Here is a 15,457-nt window from a genome sequence, read left to right on the forward strand (position 1 = left end):
CCGATTACTGCGTTGGGCACTAAACAGCAGCACATACCCGTCCCAATTGTTTTACAGCCAGATCAATATCCCATTTTGATTTATCCCTTTCACCAACAAAGTTGGAACCTGATCTGACCTCAATCACAGGAATGTCATAGAGTATTGCAATATGGGCACAGGCAGCGCCTTCCATGGCTTCCATCACAGGGGAAAAAGCCGAATAAAGCAAAGCTGCCTGTTTAAAGGAAGATGTGATTGAAGAGACTGTGATAAAAGGGCCTTTGGTTATATTAATATTGTTTGCTGAGAGCGCCTGGGACAAAATTTCATGGTAATAATCAACCCTTTCTTGTTCAAACATATAAATCCCTTTTCTGGTTAAAGGATTTGCATCAATCAAGTCAAAAGGCAGGGGAGCGTTTTCAAGACAATCCGTTTGAATCCCGGTATGGATATAATGTTCCCGGGTGGCGATAGCGACATCACCGATATTATAACCTGTTTGCCTGAAGACACCTGCAATACCGGTCTGTAAAATCAGGGCAGGGGATGAGTGCTCCAGATAGACGGTTAATGCATGGGCGGCATTGAACACTCCCGGACCTGTAATCATAAGGTCATATGTTTTATGGTGCACTTTTCCGGATATGATTGTCAGCCCGGTTTGGGTCAATCTTTTTGAATCACCCGGGTGTAGGGTCAGAAAATGAGCTATCTCAAAGTGTGTTGCACATAAGATGAGAAGATCAGGATTCATTGATCATATTTGCGATGGCGTTTAATGCCATCTTATACCCATAATGGCCAAATCCTGAAATCTGGCCTGTGACTATATCAGCCAGCATTGATTTATGGCGAAAGTCTTCCCTTTTGTAAATATTGGACAAATGAATCTCAACAACCGGGCAGGACAACAAAGCCAGGGCATCTCTCAAAGCAACGCTTGTATGGGTTAATGCTGCCGGATTAATTATAATGCCGGCTATATTTTCATTAAAAATCTCGTGAATTTTATCAAGGATTGCCCCTTCATGATTGGACTGAAAAAAATCAAGTTCCAACCCTAATGGTATCGCCTGTTGCTCAAGATCTGTATTGATCTGATCAAGAGTGAGGGAGCCATATATTTCAGGCTCCCTTTTTCCCAGCATATTGAGATTAGGGCCGTTAATCACTTGAATTTTTTTAGTTGCCATAGTTTTGAGCCGCCTCGTAACCCAGTTCAAAAGCTTTAAGATTCTTATCCAGAAAAGCCTTTTTTGTCCTTCTTTTAATAGCTTCTATCACATTTTCTTTTGTAAATCCAAGACTTCCTGACTGAACCAGGGCACCTAAAAGAACAATATTCACACTCATCGGACTTCCAGCCTCTTTGGCAAGCTTCATTGCATCAATGGCAACAAGGCTGGCACATTTTTCTTTAAGCAGTTCTTTAATATTTTCAACTTCCGGGTAAACACCCTTACCAATGGATACTGTAAAGGGTGGCAGGGTTGCTGTATTGGTAATGACTTTTGTATCCTTGCTGCATCTGTTTAAAGCTCTTAATGTTTCAGCAGGCTCAAATCCCAGAAGAATATCTGCCTCACTATCTGAAATAATGGAACTTGTTGCATCTCCAAAAACAATAGCTGACTCAACAACACCACCACGCTGGGCCATTCCGTGTATTTCACTCATCCGAACCGGCACACCTGAAATCAGTGCAGCCTCACCTAAGACCTTGGATGCCAGAAGATTGCCCTGGCCTCCCACAGCTACCATGATTAATCTGGTTGTTTCCATTCTTATATCATCCTTTTTTTAAAGGTTATTTTTTTAAAGGCGTGATCGCATTTTCAGGGCATATCTGTGCGCAGACCGCACACCCCACACATGTATCTGCATCAATTTTAACTTTCCCGTCTTCAAGATAAAAGGACGGACAGGCAATAGAGTTGATACAGTCCCTGTGATTAACACACCTGTCAGACACCTTAAATGCTCTCGGCTTGAGCAATTTCATACTCTTTGCATATAAAGCACAAGGTTCCCGGGATATAATAACAGAAACACCTTTGTATTCCAGAGCTTCTCTGATTGTCTCAATGCTCTTTCTTACCTTAAACGGTTTAACTATGGAAACATGTTCCACCCCTAAGGTTCTCACAAGATCTTCAATATTTACACGGCCGAAACCATCCAAACCGAATCTTTCCATATCCACACCCGGGTGGGGCTGATGTCCGGTCATGGCTGTGATATCGTTCTCAAGAATGACCAGGGTAAAATTATGGTTGTTAAATACGGCATTCACCAGCCCTGTGATACCTGAATGGAAAAAAGTGGAATCCCCGATAAAGGAGACCACTTTTTGGTCTGTGGCCTGCCCGAATCCGCATGACGTACTGACCGAGGACCCCATACAGATGACAAAATCACCCATATTTAAAGGCGGCAGAAAACCCAAGGTATAACAGCCAATATCAGTGGGGCAGATAATATCCATATCTTTGGCTGCCTGCTTCACCTCATAAAAGGTTGCCCTGTGAGAACACCCGGAACAAAGATTTGGCGGCCGCATTGGAATTTCAGGGACATTATCGGAAGATAGTTTTTCTTTGGGTGTATATTCAATTCCAAAGTAAGCAGCTATTTTTTCTCTTACCATGGCAGGATCATATTCATAAAGGCGGGAAAAAAGTGCTTCTGATTTGCCGCTGATGGGGATTGTGATACCTGCCTCCTGGGCAAATGCTTTTACAGCTTCCTCCATAAAAGGTTCGCCTTCTTCAATCACAATAACTTTTTCACAATCCTTTACAAAATCTTTGATCAATTTTTCCGGCATTGGATTAGAAAATCCCAAACGTAAAATTTTTGTATCCTCTTCAATGCCAAGATCTTTTACTGCATCCATTGCATAATAAAAACTTACACCATTGGCAATAATTCCAAATTTTCCTGATCCTTCGACCGGGTTAAAACGGGATGTTTCAGAAATGCCTTTGGCTTTATTCATTTTTTCAAGCAGTTTGGCATGAAGCTGTCTTGCAACAGCAGGTACTGTCACACATCTTAAGGGTTCCCGGATAAATTTTCCTTTGGTCTGTCTTGATTTCATATCACCAAAGGTCACAAAAGCATTGGAATGATTGATCCTTGTAGTAGTTCTTAACAGAACTGGCTGATTAAGTTCCTCTGAAAGATCAAATGCATATTTCATCATCTCTTTAGCTTCAGGCACTGAAGAAGGTTCAAGCATGGGCAGATTGCCAAACTTGGCATAATACCGGTTGTCCTGCTCATTCTGGCTTGAAAACATGAAGGGGTCATCCGCCGTCAGGATTACCATGCCGCCTGTCACCCCTACATAAGCCAAAGTCATGAGAGGGTCTGCTGCAACATTCAAACCGACATGTTTCATCATACAAAATGTACGAAGCCCCGAATTGGCGGCAGCAGCAGCAACTTCCAGTGCCACTTTTTCATTGGTACTGTATTCAAAATAAAGATCTGATTCCTGGGACATCTGAAAAAGATTCAGCGATATTTCAGAAGAAGGGGTACCGGGATAGGTTGTAGCAAAAGCCACACCCGCCTCAATAGCACCTCTTGCAATGGCTTCATTTCCCAGGAGCATAATTTCTTCACCCGGGCTGTCGTTCAATAATTTATGCATCTATTCTCCTTAGATTAAGGGCTGTTATCATCATTTTGAATATAATTTTTTTGTATCGTCATAACTGAACGATCCCAGGATGACGGGGGTTATGAATATGATCACTGCAATGATTACACATTATTAACACCTTTCATTCAATATTTTGATTATTGTCAAATATTTAGCTTTATTATAGCCGTCTTATGGCTGTCCAATGCTACCGAATAGTTATAATATATCTTCTGGCTTTTGCAAGAGAAACTGTTAATTTTATTAATATTTTATTTTTCAGAGCTCCTGTAACTCTTCTTCACTGAACCGATATACTGAATTACAATGATGACAGCGCACCTCTACAGGAAACGGACCGGTTTTGACCATATCCTTTTTCTCTTCTTTTGATAAATTTCTTAAATATCCTTTCATTTTCCCTTTTGAGCACCTGCAAAAAAATTCCACCCGGCTGTTGCTCAAAAACTGCGGTTCAAGACTTGAAAAGGCCTTATAAATAATTTCTTCGGGTGATCGCCCCTTGGCAAACAATTCGCCCAAAGAATCAATTCCCCGAATCATTTTTTCGGCTTCAATAACATGGGATGCATCTGCACCCGGCAAAGCCTGGAGGAAAATCCCCCCCGCACCCTTAACCGCTTCCTTGTCATCGAAATAAACACTCAATTTAAACCCGGTGGGAATCTGCTCGGATATTAAAAAATAATTAGCCAGATCTTCTGCGATACTCCCATGCTCAAGGGCTATCTGGCCGGAATAGGGTGTGGGCGCATTGTCCAGATATTTTGTCACTGTAAGAAAGCCGGCACCATAAAGCGTTGACAGATATTTAATCTTTTCAGAATGTTTTACTTCTATTTTACGAGTCTTAAGATGTCCTCTGACCTCTCCAAACACATTTGATTCAACATCCAGTCCTTTTACAGGCCCGGAACACTGAATATTCATACTGAGCCTGTCATTTTTATCTTTGAGGCCCGAACAAAGAAGACTTGCCGCAATATATGCCTGCCCCAGCACAAGGGTTTCCAAAGGCCCCAGGTCATGATTTGCTCTCATTTCATTCACCATCCGGGTGGAATGAACAACAGCACCCCTGATCATTTGGTCAGCCATGATAAACCTGTATATCTTGTCTTTTGCAGAGGCTTTAAACTGCTCTTTGACATCATTATTAAAAATATCTTTTTTAACCATATCTCATATTCTTTTAAGTTGTGGTTATCCTGAACATCATTCACCCTCTATTATGAAAACCCCCTGTCAAAGCTCCTGTACTGGATGGCTTCGGCAAGATGGTGCCGCCCGATTTTGGGGACATTTTCAAGATCTGCAATGGTTCTTCCCACCCGAATGACAGAATGGCAGGCCCTGGCAGAGAATCCAAGAACATCAACCGCCCGTTTAAGGAGGTTTTCACATTCGACATCCAGGTGGCAAAATGTTCCCAAGTGACGGCTGTGCATCCTGGCATTACTGGATACGGTTAATTTTGCAAGTCTTTCTTCCTGTGCCTTTCTTGCCCGATTCACCCTTTTTCTTATTTGGGAAGAGACCTCTCCTTTTGTTTTTGCAGCAAGATCCTTATATTCAATTCTTGGCACTTCAATTTGAATATCAATTCTGTCCAGAAGCGGCCCTGAAATTTTTGATCTGTATTTTTGAATCTGAGGGTGTGTACAGGTACATTTGCCCATGGGGTCGGACAAATACCCGCAGGGACAGGGGTTCATGGCTGCCACCAGCATGAATTGTGACGGATAAGTTGCTTTCATACCTGCCCTTGAAATGGAAACTTTCCCATCTTCAAGGGGTTGCCTTAAAACCTCCAACACATTTTTTTTAAACTCCGGCAGCTCATCAAGAAAAAGCACACCATTGTGGGCAAGGCTGATTTCTCCGGGAACAGGCTTGGATCCCCCACCCACAAGGCCTGCATCGGAAATCGTATGATGGGGAGATCGAAACGGTCTTGTTGACATATATGGCCTTTTATCTTCAATTAAACCCAGAACAGAATAAATCCTTGTGACCTCAATGGCTTCTTCAAATGTCAATGCGGGTAGAATGGTTGAAAGCCGTTTTGCCAGCATGCTTTTCCCGGATCCCGGTGGTCCTGTCATTAGAATGTTGTGAAAACCTGCCGCAGCGATTTCCAAAGCTCTCTTGGCATGTTGTTGACCCCTTACCTCGGAAAAATCCATTCCATATGCCTTATCATTGACATGGGTCAGCCATGTCGAATCCATACGATACTTTTCAATTTCAACAAATCCTGAAAAGAAATCAACAATTTGCGACAGATTTTCCACTGGAAAAACATCAATACCCTCCACCATAGCAGCTTCAGCTGCGTTTTCAGCAGGTATCATGATCCCCTTTTTACCCCTTTCCTTTGCTGTCAACGCATACGGGAGAACCGCTTTTACAGGTTTTATTTTTCCGTCAAGGGAAAGTTCACCTGAAATAAGATATTCGTTTACCTTTTCAGACGGAATAACCTCAGATGCAACCAGAATACCAATGGCCACCGGCAGATCAAATCCTGTTCCTTCCTTTTTGACATCGGCAGGAGCCAGGTTGACCACAATCTTTTCCATGGGAAACGTATAACCTGAATTTTTTATCGCTGTTTTAACCCGGTCCTTGCTCTCCCTGACAGAGACTTCCGGCAACCCGACAATATTAAAAACCGGGAGACCATAGGAAATATCAACTTCAACCTCAACAATAAATCCATCAATCCCTGCCACTGAACATGAGTTTACTTTTGCAAGCAATTTGGCTCCTTTTCAAATAGTTTAATAGTGGTTATACCATTTTTTGCAATATTGTATTTTACTTTTCTTTATCAAAAAACAAGGACGAACCAAAGAAATTTCTCATTTGCTTTGTGTATTAAAACCAGATATATATAGCAAACTAAATTTTAAGCAAATTTTAAATTGGCAATAAAAATAAACTAATAATTTATGACCAAATATTTTTTACAAAAAACCCTCTCACAAAGCGTCTCTGTTTCAGGGACAGGCGTTCATTCCGGAAAACAGACACATTTGACAATAAAACCTGCGCCGGAAAACCATGGTATAAAATTCAGGCGGCTTGATCTGCCGGGCACTCAGGATATCCTGGCGCTTTTTAAAATAGTCGTTGATACCAGCCTTGCAACGGTACTGGGAACCAACGGGGCCATTGTTTCAACAATTGAACATTTAATGGCCACTTTCGCGGGATTAGGGATCGATAACGCCTTGGTGGAAGTCGATGATTATGAAATACCCATTACGGATGGAAGTGCAAAAATATTTACGCAACTCATTGAAAAAGCAGGTATTGTAAAGCAAGCTGCTCCAAAACATTTTTTTATCGTTAAAAAACCAATTAAAGTAACCGATAATGATAAATCCGTTGTTGTGTATCCGGAACCCTGTTTTAAAATTACCTGCCGGATTGATTTTGCCCACCCTTTGATCGGAAAACAGGAAATCACGTTTGACCGGGCCAAAAACAATTTTGAGAAAGAAATCAGCCATGCCAGAACATTCGGATTTGTCCAGGATTTGGAACTTTTAAAAAAATTCGGTCTTGGGAAGGGCGGAAGCCTTGACAATGCCATCATTATTGATAAAGATAGAATTTTAAATGAAGAAGGGCTAAGGTACCCTGACGAATTTGTCAGACATAAACTCTTAGACAGTCTTGGAGATTTCTCCCTGCTTGGCATGCCAATTCAGGGGCATATCGTTACCCACAAATCAGGACATACCCTGAATCATTTATTCATTAAAACATTTTTAGAAAACAAAGATGCCTGGGAAACAGGACCGGCAAAAATTTAAATAGTACTTTTATACAATGATACGACCTTCCTTCCATAGAACGGCTATTACACTGTTTATGTCAATGAGTGTTGTGCTCTGCCTTTTATTGCCCTCTATTGCATTTGCAAAAGAGACTGCTGTTATAAAAAATATAAAACTTGCGAACACAAGAGATGATCTCTTAACATATTTTGATGTAAGACAGGCATTTACCCCAAAAATAAACCAGGCTGTCCTTAATGGTATTCCAACCACTTTTGCGTTTTATATTACTCTATATAAAACGGGTAACTCATGGTTTGACAAAAAAATATCCGACATCCAGATTAAATCCACACTAAAATATAATTCCCTGAAAAAAGAATTCTCTGTTTTGCGATCCTGGAAAAATGAAAACGCAATTATCACACCGTCATTTGAAGAGGCAAAATCCTTGATGACTGAAATGGACAATTTAACAATCATACCATTGAATCAACTTGTTAAAGGAGATAAATACCAACTCAGAATCAAGGCCGAGCTTGATAAAGTCACCTTACCCTTATCTCTTCACACTGTTTTCTTTTTTGTCTCTTTTTGGAATTTTGAAACAAACTGGTATTTAATTAATTTTACCTATTAGCGTTCATATTGACAAATCTTGCCTGAAATTAAACATATGGCTGAATCAAAACACTCAAAAAACGAACGGTCTAGAAAAAAAAGAGAAGGCATTTTAATTCTCATTATCCTGATTACGGTCGGGGTCCTGACATTTATTGAAACCCGGATCACTAATTTCGGCAGTAATTTTCCCTTATCCAGCACGGTATTAATGTTTATCCTGATAAACACTAATTTATTGCTGTTGCTTGCATTGCTTTTACTGGTCTTTAGAAATCTTGCAAAGCTGTACTATGAAAAAAAGAATAATATTTTAGGGTCCAAACTCAAAACCCGACTAGTCACTGCATTTATTGTACTTGCTCTTTTGCCGACAACGGTTCTTTTCTTTTTCTCAATTCATTTTATTTCCACAAGCATTGCCTTCTGGTTTAATGCACCAGTTGAACAAACCCTGAACAGCTCATTAGCTGTCGGCCAAAAACTTTATGAATATATTGAAGAAAAAAATGAATTCTTTGCCAAAAGAGCTGCCTTTCAAATTGACTCCCGAAAGCTTTTGGACAAAGAGAATGAGAAAAAACTGAACCGATATACCCAGGTCATACAACGGGCATTTAACCGACATGCGGTTGAAATTTATACACCTGACGTCAAACGTGTCAGCCTGTCACTGGCAAATGAACTGGAAAACCTTCATTTCGGCCTTCTGACCAGTAATGATTTAACCGGCATCCCTGAAGGAAGGCAGAGCCACACAATTTCACAAAATATCAAAGAAGGTGAATTTTTAAGGACAATTACAGCCATTCCCTTTGGAACTGACCCTAAAAAAGCCAGAGCATTTATTGTTATCACCACCCTGGTATCACCGGAACTGTCCCAGAACCTACAGGCCATTTTAAAGGGAGTGGAAGAGTATCAGCAGCTCAAAATGGCGAAAAAACCTGCGCAGATAGCGTATTATATTGCGCTTTCTATTGTTGCTCTTCTCGTTATTTTCTGTGCTATCTGGTTTGGGTTTCAGATGGCAAAATCCATTACAATCCCCCTAATGAAATTTGCAGAAGGAACGCAACGTGTCGCTGATGGAGATTTAAACTATCAAATTGACTTTCAGACGGACGATGAAATCGGGACTCTTATCAAGTCCTTTAATTCCATGACCAAAGAACTTGCCACAGGAAGGGAACAGATTGCGCTTTCCGGAGATATGCTCAAACAACGGAACGCCGAACTTGAAAAAAGCCGCCAATACATTGAAATTGTGTTAAAAAATATTTCTGCCGGGGTGATCTCCATTGATAATAAGGGAACCATAATGACCATCAACAAGGCTGCCGAATCCATGCTGGATATTAACAGTCGTAATATTTTAAACCAGAATTTCAAAGATGTTTTAGAAGATGATTATTTACAGATTGCCAATAAAATTTATAACCAGGTAGCCCAGGGACAGGAGACTCTTAAAATTCCACTTTCCGCAACGGTTTCAGGAAACCCCAAACACTTTTTCTTAAATTTTAATACATTAAAAAATGACCAGGATAAAAACGTAGGTGCCGTGCTGGTCTTTGATGATGTCACCGAACTTGAAAAAGCCCAGCGAGTCGCTGCATGGAGAGAGGTTGCCAGGAGAATTGCCCATGAGGTGAAAAATCCCTTAACGCCGATAAAATTATCAGCTCAACGGCTAAAGCGCAAGTATGGCGACCAGATTAATGACAAAATTTTTACCAATTGCACAGATACTATTGTGGAACATGTGGACCTGATCAGAAACCTTGTCAACCAGTTTGCCGCATTTGCAAAATTCCCGGATGCAAACGTTGCCCAATGCAGAATTGAAAATATTATTCTTGAAACCATTGCATTGTACAAGGAAGGCCTTGAAAATGTTGATATCAAATCCAGTTTTGCTAAAAATATTCCAGTGCTAAAACTGGATCAGCAGCATATGAAACAGGCATTTATCAACCTGGTTGAGAATGCTGTTTATGCGGTAAATAAAAAAGGGACGATCCTGATTGATATCTCCTATGATGAGATTTTAAAAATTGTGAGGATTGAAATAGCGGATAACGGCAAAGGAATATCAGATAGAGAAAAAACCAAGTTATTTGAACCTTACTTTTCCACCAAAAAATCGGGTATGGGACTTGGCCTTGCCATTGTCCACTCTATCATTTCCGATCATAATGGTGTAATAAGGGTTCAGGATAACAAGCCTGAAGGTGCAAAATTCATTATTGAGCTTCCGGCTTAATACTTAAACGTATTACAGGAGAAAGAAGTATGTATCCGGCAGTGTTAATTGTTGATGATGAGATAACCATCATAGAATCTCTTAAAGGAATTCTTTCAGACGACGGATTTGAAGTCATGCATGCCTTTAACGGGTATGAAGCATTAAAAAAAATTGAGGTTGAATCCCCTGACATTGTCCTGCTTGATATATGGATGCCTGGAATGGATGGGATTGAAACCTTAAAAGAAATTAAAAAAATAACACCCAGTCTTCCTGTTGTGATGATTACAGGCCATGGAACCATTGAATCTGCGGTTGAGGCAACAAAATCAGGCGCTTACGATTTCCTTGAAAAGCCATTATCCATCGACAAAGTCATGGTCACCATCAACAATGCGCTGAACTTTAGAAAACTTGAAGAAGAAAACATATACCTGCGGAAAAAGAGTATCGAAAAAAATTCCATTACCGGGACCAGTTCTGCCGTTCAAAAACTATATGGACAAATCACAAACGCAGCCCCTTCAAATGCCTCTATCCTGATTACAGGAGAAAACGGTACAGGAAAAGAAATGGTTGCCAGAACCATCCATCAATTCAGCTTGAGACCCGAACAGCCCTTTATCATTATCAATTGCGCAGCCATCCCCGAAGAGAATCTTGACAGTGAACTCTTTGGCCATGAAAAAGGTGCTTTTGAAAAGGCCACATCAAAAAACAAAGGCAAATTTGAACTGGCCTCGGGGGGAACACTTTTTCTTGATGAAATCGGGGATATGAATATCAATACCCAGGCAAAAATCTTAAGAGCTCTTGAATCGAAGACATTCCAAAGAATCGGCGGAGGAAGAACCCTTCATATGGATGTCCGTCTTATTGCTTCATCAAATAAAAATCTTGAAAAAGAGATTGAGACCGGCAATTTCAGGAAAGATCTTTATTTCAGGCTTAACGTGATACCCATTCATGTACCGCCGTTAAGGGATAGAAAGAAAGACATACCATTGCTCGTGGACACTTTTCTTGAAAAATTATCCAAACAGTCTTCAGAAAAAAAGAAAACCATATCTGAACATGCCCTTAACCTTCTAGTGACTTGCGAATGGCAGGGCAATGTCAGGGAGTTGAAAAACCTTCTGGAAAGACTTTCAATCATGGTTGAGTCAGACCATATTGATGTGGCGGATATCCCCCAACCCTATAATCCGGAATATAAACCGATCCAGTTGATAGAAAAAGATCTTTCCCTTTATGAAGACAATCTAATCCTGGCTAAAAAGCAGTTTGAAAAACAATTTATTAATCAAAAAATTGCCGAGGAAGAGGGGGACTTGAAATCTGTGGCTAAAAAGCTTGGCATTTCTGTAAAATACATTAAAAAAAGCATTTCACAAACTTCATGAGAGTGATCAGCGGCAGTTGTAGAGGCAGAAAACTTGTTAGAATTCAAGGTCATCAAATCCGCCCTACATCTGATCGTAGCAGAGAGGCTATTTTTAGCATCATAGGACAAAAGGTCAGGAAGGCCAACGTGCTTGATCTTTTTGCAGGGACAGGTGCTTTGGGCATAGAGGCTCTAAGCCGGGGTGCCCGCCATACCACATTTATTGATCTTGCCTGCAATATCATCCATCAAAACCTTGAACTTTGCCGATTTGAAAAAAAAGCCACCGTCATCTCTTGTGATATTGTGAAGGCCCCCATACCCGAAAGCCTCAATGGACAGCGCTTTGATCTTGTATTCATTGATCCGCCGTATAGAAAAGGGTATATTGAAGTAACCCTTGAAAAAGAATCATTTACAGATCTGCTGGATGAAAACAGTATCATCATTGCCGAACAATCTTTCACAGAAAGCCTTCAACTTGGACTTTCAACCCTTGACATTTACAGACAAAAAAAATATTCAAAAACAATCATTTCCTTTATTAACAAAATTTAAAAGGATGGCTCATCAATGACAGATAAAAAAAAGACAGCAATCTACCCCGGCTCTTTTGATCCCTTAACAAACGGACATATTGATATTATTGAACGGGCCCTGGATATTTTTGACGAGGTTATTATCGCAGTGCTGCATAATCCTTCCAAAAAAGCATTGTTTACCATGGAAGAACGGGTGGACATGATAAAACAAAGCTTTAACGGCAGAAAAACCGTCTTAGTAGATTCTTTTGGCGGACTTCTTGTGGATTATGCAAGAATGAAAAATGCCATAGCCATTATTAGAGGGATGAGGGCCCTCTCTGATTTTGAAAGTGAGTTCCAGATGGCATTGATGAACAGAAAACTGAACAAGGAAGTACAATCTATATTTTTAATGACCGGGTTCAGATGGATTTTCACCAGTTCTTCCATTATTAAGGAAGCGGCACAGTTTGGCGGGGATATCAGTGGTATGGTCCCGGAAGCAGTCGAACTAAAACTGATAGAAAAATACCCTAGAATAAAGCAATAGAGGAAAAAAATGGATTTATGGCAGCTTTATATATTTGTAGCTGTTGTTGAAAATAAAAGCTTTTCAAGGGCAGCCGGAGCCATTAACCTTTCCCAACCCACAGTGAGCAATCACATCAAAGAGCTTGAAGACTATTTCCAATGCCGCCTTTTAGACCGGCTTGGAAAAATTACAGAACCCACAAAAGCAGGTAAAATTCTATATCAATATTCAAAAAAGCTCTTAGCCCTTAGAGACCAGGCAGAATCTGCCCTGCACGATTTTCTGGGAAGAACCAAAGGGGAACTTTTTATTGGTGGCAGCACCATTCCTTCCGGATACATCATCCCCAGGCTCATCGGACCTTTTTCAAAACAATTTCCTGATATTTCAATTGAATTGACGGCAGGCGACACCCTGCAAATTGTCCAGGAGATCAAAAAAGGGAAAATAGAGCTCGGCATTGTCGGTGCAAACATTGATGACCCCCAGATCAAGCAGGAAAAACTGGTTGCAGATGAAATGAAACTGATTGTTCCTTCAAATCACAAATGGGCAAAAAAAACATTTATTGACTGCTCAAAGCTCTTTGAAGAAAAATTTATTGCAAGGGAAAAAGGATCGGGAACATGGCAATCCATCCTTAAAAGTATGCAAACCGCTGGGTTTGACTCAAAGAAAATTAATGCCAGTATCACTATGGGGAACACGGTCTCTGTCATTCAAGGCATTCTAAATAATGTCGGGATATCCATCCTTTCAACCATCGCAGTCCGGGATGATATCGACAAAGGGCGCTTAAAAGCATTGTCCGTAAAAGGCCTCGACCTTAACCGTTTTTTTTATCTGACCCTGTCAAAAAAAAGAACCTTGTCTCCGATTTGTAAAAAATTCATTGAATTTGCCAGGCTTGCCCTTTAAATCAAAAAGAAGCAAAACTCATAATCATACCAGGTCCCATATACTTTCAGCCATATATAACGGAATATTGACAACTTCAAATCCCCCATCATAGTCAATATGCTCATACGGTGAAAGGCTGACCACTACCCCTTTTTTCTGATCATACATTCTCAGATAGGAAAGAATGCCTTTCAGATGTGTTTTTTTTATACGGGTTGCAGTTTTACATTCAATGGGTACAATGTCATCTCCACGCTGCAAGATAAAATCAATTTCCATCCCGGAAGGGGACTTTTTCCAGCCGTGCAAGCCTGAAGTTTTCCGGGCAAGCTCTATTGCCACCTGATTTTCGGCTATACCACCCAGAGGTTTTCTTAAGTCAGGGTTTATTGAATCGATGAGGCTAATTGACGGGATTGCCGCCTCCCGATAATGCCTTAATATCCCTGTGTCAAACAGATATCGCTTGGGCAGATAACGGTGACTGTGTTCTGGTGATACCCCACGTTGTTCTGAACACAATATCAGTTTCCACTGTTCGAGCCGGGTAAAAACTTGATTGATTTTATGGTGTACTGGTGTTGTTGGCGAGGGTATGACACTGCTGTTTTTCGAAGGAGAACCTACATAATTTGCCACACTTCTGAAGCAACCCTTGACAATACTTAGATCATCTTCACCAAACAAACGGATAAAATCTTGTTCATAGTCTGCAATAACCCCACTGCGAAGTTGCCTGAAATCCCGGTCCAGAAAATATTCCATAACAACTGCCGGCAAGCCGCCAACCTCTAAATATTTATCCAGGTTTAAAATAAGCTCTTTATGAACTATTGTTGATATTTGAGAGGGAGTATTAAGTTTTTCAACCAGAAAATCATTTTTTCCAGCCCGCAAAAACTCACAAAAAGAAAATGGAGACACCATAAGTCTCTTCACCCGGCCAACCGGATAACGAACATCTTTGCGAAACAGCCTTGCCAGAGTCGATCCTGACAGAATTGTGGTTGTGCGTGGCCAGGATTCCTTCATAAAACGAACAAACCGGCCAAGAACCATACTTTCCTGGGATTCGTCAATAAAGAGAATGCCTCCTGCTGTAGGGTCAAAACCAAAAGATATTCGCAGTAAGTCCTCGAACTCTGAAAACTGCTTACACTCATCAATTTTCAACCTGAAAAGACGATCCTTTTCCAGATTAATGATGGTTGTTCTATCCGGGAACCGGCTGATCACATGCTCAACTACAGTAGTCTTCCCAACCTGACGTGCTCCTTCTACCAAGAGCACGTCTTTGTGTTCATCTGAAGATTTGACAAATCCATACAACTCAGGCTCAATGTTTCTGAAAATATAAGTCATGCGAAAAATATATCTATTCTACGAACAATAAGCAAGAGAATATTTATTTTTATCACCACACAGACTATTCCCGTCACCGCAAAATAAAAATTAAAAAAAATAGTGAACAAACCATTTATCGGAAATACCAGTATCATAAAATTATACGGGACATCGTATCGGGCTATCCAGCTTGAATCTGTCTGGTACCTTTCAGAATAATTGATGTTATGAATTTGTGAGAGCTTTTCAAACTATCTCACACAGATTCATGGCTCAATTATTCTGGGGTAAATAGTTTCATTTTTTTCATATAATTTAAACTGAAAACAGAATAATTTATCCTCAAAAGGGTGAAGCTCCCCATAAATAAAATGTACCATCTAAAATAGTGGTATTTTTGATGATCAATCTGCAATTAAGCAGTTGAATTTTATAAGGAGCTTCACTATGAAAAAAAGAAA

Annotated in this window: 14 protein-coding genes; 7 read left to right on the plus strand and 7 right to left on the minus strand. The window is 40.4% G+C overall.

Annotated elements, in window-relative coordinates; genetic code table 11:
- Positions 1 to 19: 19 nt before the first annotated feature.
- The 6 genes from mqnB to QAI40_RS01155 all read right to left on the minus strand — a co-directional run bounded on the left by mqnB (position 20) and on the right by QAI40_RS01155 (position 6,417).
- Entirely contained in the window at positions 20 to 739 is a 720-nt protein-coding gene (mqnB, locus tag QAI40_RS01130; protein ID WP_299976307.1) for a futalosine hydrolase, read from the minus strand.
- A complete protein-coding gene (gene aroQ, locus QAI40_RS01135) occupies positions 729 to 1,178 on the minus strand; it encodes a type II 3-dehydroquinate dehydratase (RefSeq protein ID WP_299976309.1) in 450 nt (149 codons plus the stop codon). The genes mqnB and aroQ overlap by 11 nt, the downstream gene beginning before the upstream one ends.
- Positions 1,168 to 1,767: an indolepyruvate oxidoreductase subunit beta gene (locus QAI40_RS01140; RefSeq protein ID WP_299976312.1), complete on the minus strand. Its 600-nt coding sequence runs from the start codon at positions 1,765 to 1,767 to the stop codon at positions 1,168 to 1,170. Before QAI40_RS01140 ends, aroQ begins: the two co-directional genes overlap by 11 nt.
- A gap of 25 nt (positions 1,768 to 1,792) precedes the next feature.
- Positions 1,793 to 3,643 carry an indolepyruvate ferredoxin oxidoreductase subunit alpha gene (iorA, locus tag QAI40_RS01145; RefSeq protein ID WP_299976315.1) on the minus strand — a complete coding sequence of 617 codons (1,851 nt, stop codon included), beginning with the start codon at positions 3,641 to 3,643 and terminating at the stop codon, positions 1,793 to 1,795.
- Between the two features lie 270 nt (positions 3,644 to 3,913).
- Positions 3,914 to 4,834 (minus strand): Hsp33 family molecular chaperone HslO, encoded by a 921-nt coding sequence (locus QAI40_RS01150; protein WP_299976318.1) that lies wholly within the window; start codon positions 4,832 to 4,834, stop codon positions 3,914 to 3,916.
- 50 nt (positions 4,835 to 4,884) lie between these two features.
- Positions 4,885 to 6,417, minus strand: a complete 1,533-nt coding sequence (locus QAI40_RS01155) for a YifB family Mg chelatase-like AAA ATPase (RefSeq protein ID WP_299976321.1) — start codon at positions 6,415 to 6,417, stop codon at positions 4,885 to 4,887.
- Between the two features lie 192 nt (positions 6,418 to 6,609).
- On the opposite strand from QAI40_RS01155, the gene lpxC reads away from it, so the two are divergent.
- Genes lpxC through QAI40_RS01190 form a run of 7 tightly spaced genes read left to right on the plus strand, consistent with a single transcriptional unit; the run spans position 6,610 to position 13,670 of the window.
- Positions 6,610 to 7,479, plus strand: a complete 870-nt coding sequence (gene lpxC / locus QAI40_RS01160) for a UDP-3-O-acyl-N-acetylglucosamine deacetylase (protein ID WP_299976324.1) — start codon at positions 6,610 to 6,612, stop codon at positions 7,477 to 7,479.
- A gap of 16 nt (positions 7,480 to 7,495) precedes the next feature.
- Positions 7,496 to 8,083: a DUF4390 domain-containing protein gene (locus QAI40_RS01165; RefSeq protein ID WP_299976327.1), complete on the plus strand. Its 588-nt coding sequence runs from the start codon at positions 7,496 to 7,498 to the stop codon at positions 8,081 to 8,083.
- 36 nt (positions 8,084 to 8,119) lie between these two features.
- Complete coding sequence (locus QAI40_RS01170; protein WP_299976330.1) at positions 8,120 to 10,330, plus strand: sensor histidine kinase; 2,211 nt, start codon at positions 8,120 to 8,122, stop codon at positions 10,328 to 10,330.
- A gap of 29 nt (positions 10,331 to 10,359) precedes the next feature.
- Positions 10,360 to 11,715, plus strand: coding sequence for a sigma-54-dependent transcriptional regulator (locus QAI40_RS01175; protein ID WP_299976332.1), 1,356 nt, complete (start codon positions 10,360 to 10,362; stop codon positions 11,713 to 11,715).
- Positions 11,712 to 12,254: a 16S rRNA (guanine(966)-N(2))-methyltransferase RsmD gene (gene rsmD, locus QAI40_RS01180; RefSeq protein ID WP_299976334.1), complete on the plus strand. Its 543-nt coding sequence runs from the start codon at positions 11,712 to 11,714 to the stop codon at positions 12,252 to 12,254. Before QAI40_RS01175 ends, rsmD begins: the two co-directional genes overlap by 4 nt.
- Positions 12,255 to 12,269: 15 nt before the next feature.
- Complete coding sequence (coaD, locus tag QAI40_RS01185) at positions 12,270 to 12,770, plus strand: pantetheine-phosphate adenylyltransferase (RefSeq protein ID WP_299976337.1); 501 nt, start codon at positions 12,270 to 12,272, stop codon at positions 12,768 to 12,770.
- 9 nt (positions 12,771 to 12,779) lie between these two features.
- Entirely contained in the window at positions 12,780 to 13,670 is an 891-nt protein-coding gene (locus QAI40_RS01190; RefSeq protein WP_299976339.1) for a selenium metabolism-associated LysR family transcriptional regulator, read from the plus strand.
- A 24-nt stretch (positions 13,671 to 13,694) separates the two neighbouring features.
- Here the strand turns inward: QAI40_RS01190 and QAI40_RS01195 are convergent, their stop codons facing one another.
- Positions 13,695 to 15,014 (minus strand): ATP-binding protein, encoded by a 1,320-nt coding sequence (locus QAI40_RS01195; RefSeq protein WP_299976342.1) that lies wholly within the window; start codon positions 15,012 to 15,014, stop codon positions 13,695 to 13,697.
- Positions 15,015 to 15,457: the final 443 nt, after the last annotated feature.

The sequence above is a fragment of the Desulfobacula sp. genome (genome assembly GCF_030611305.1).
GTDB lineage: Bacteria > Desulfobacterota > Desulfobacteria > Desulfobacterales > Desulfobacteraceae > Desulfobacula.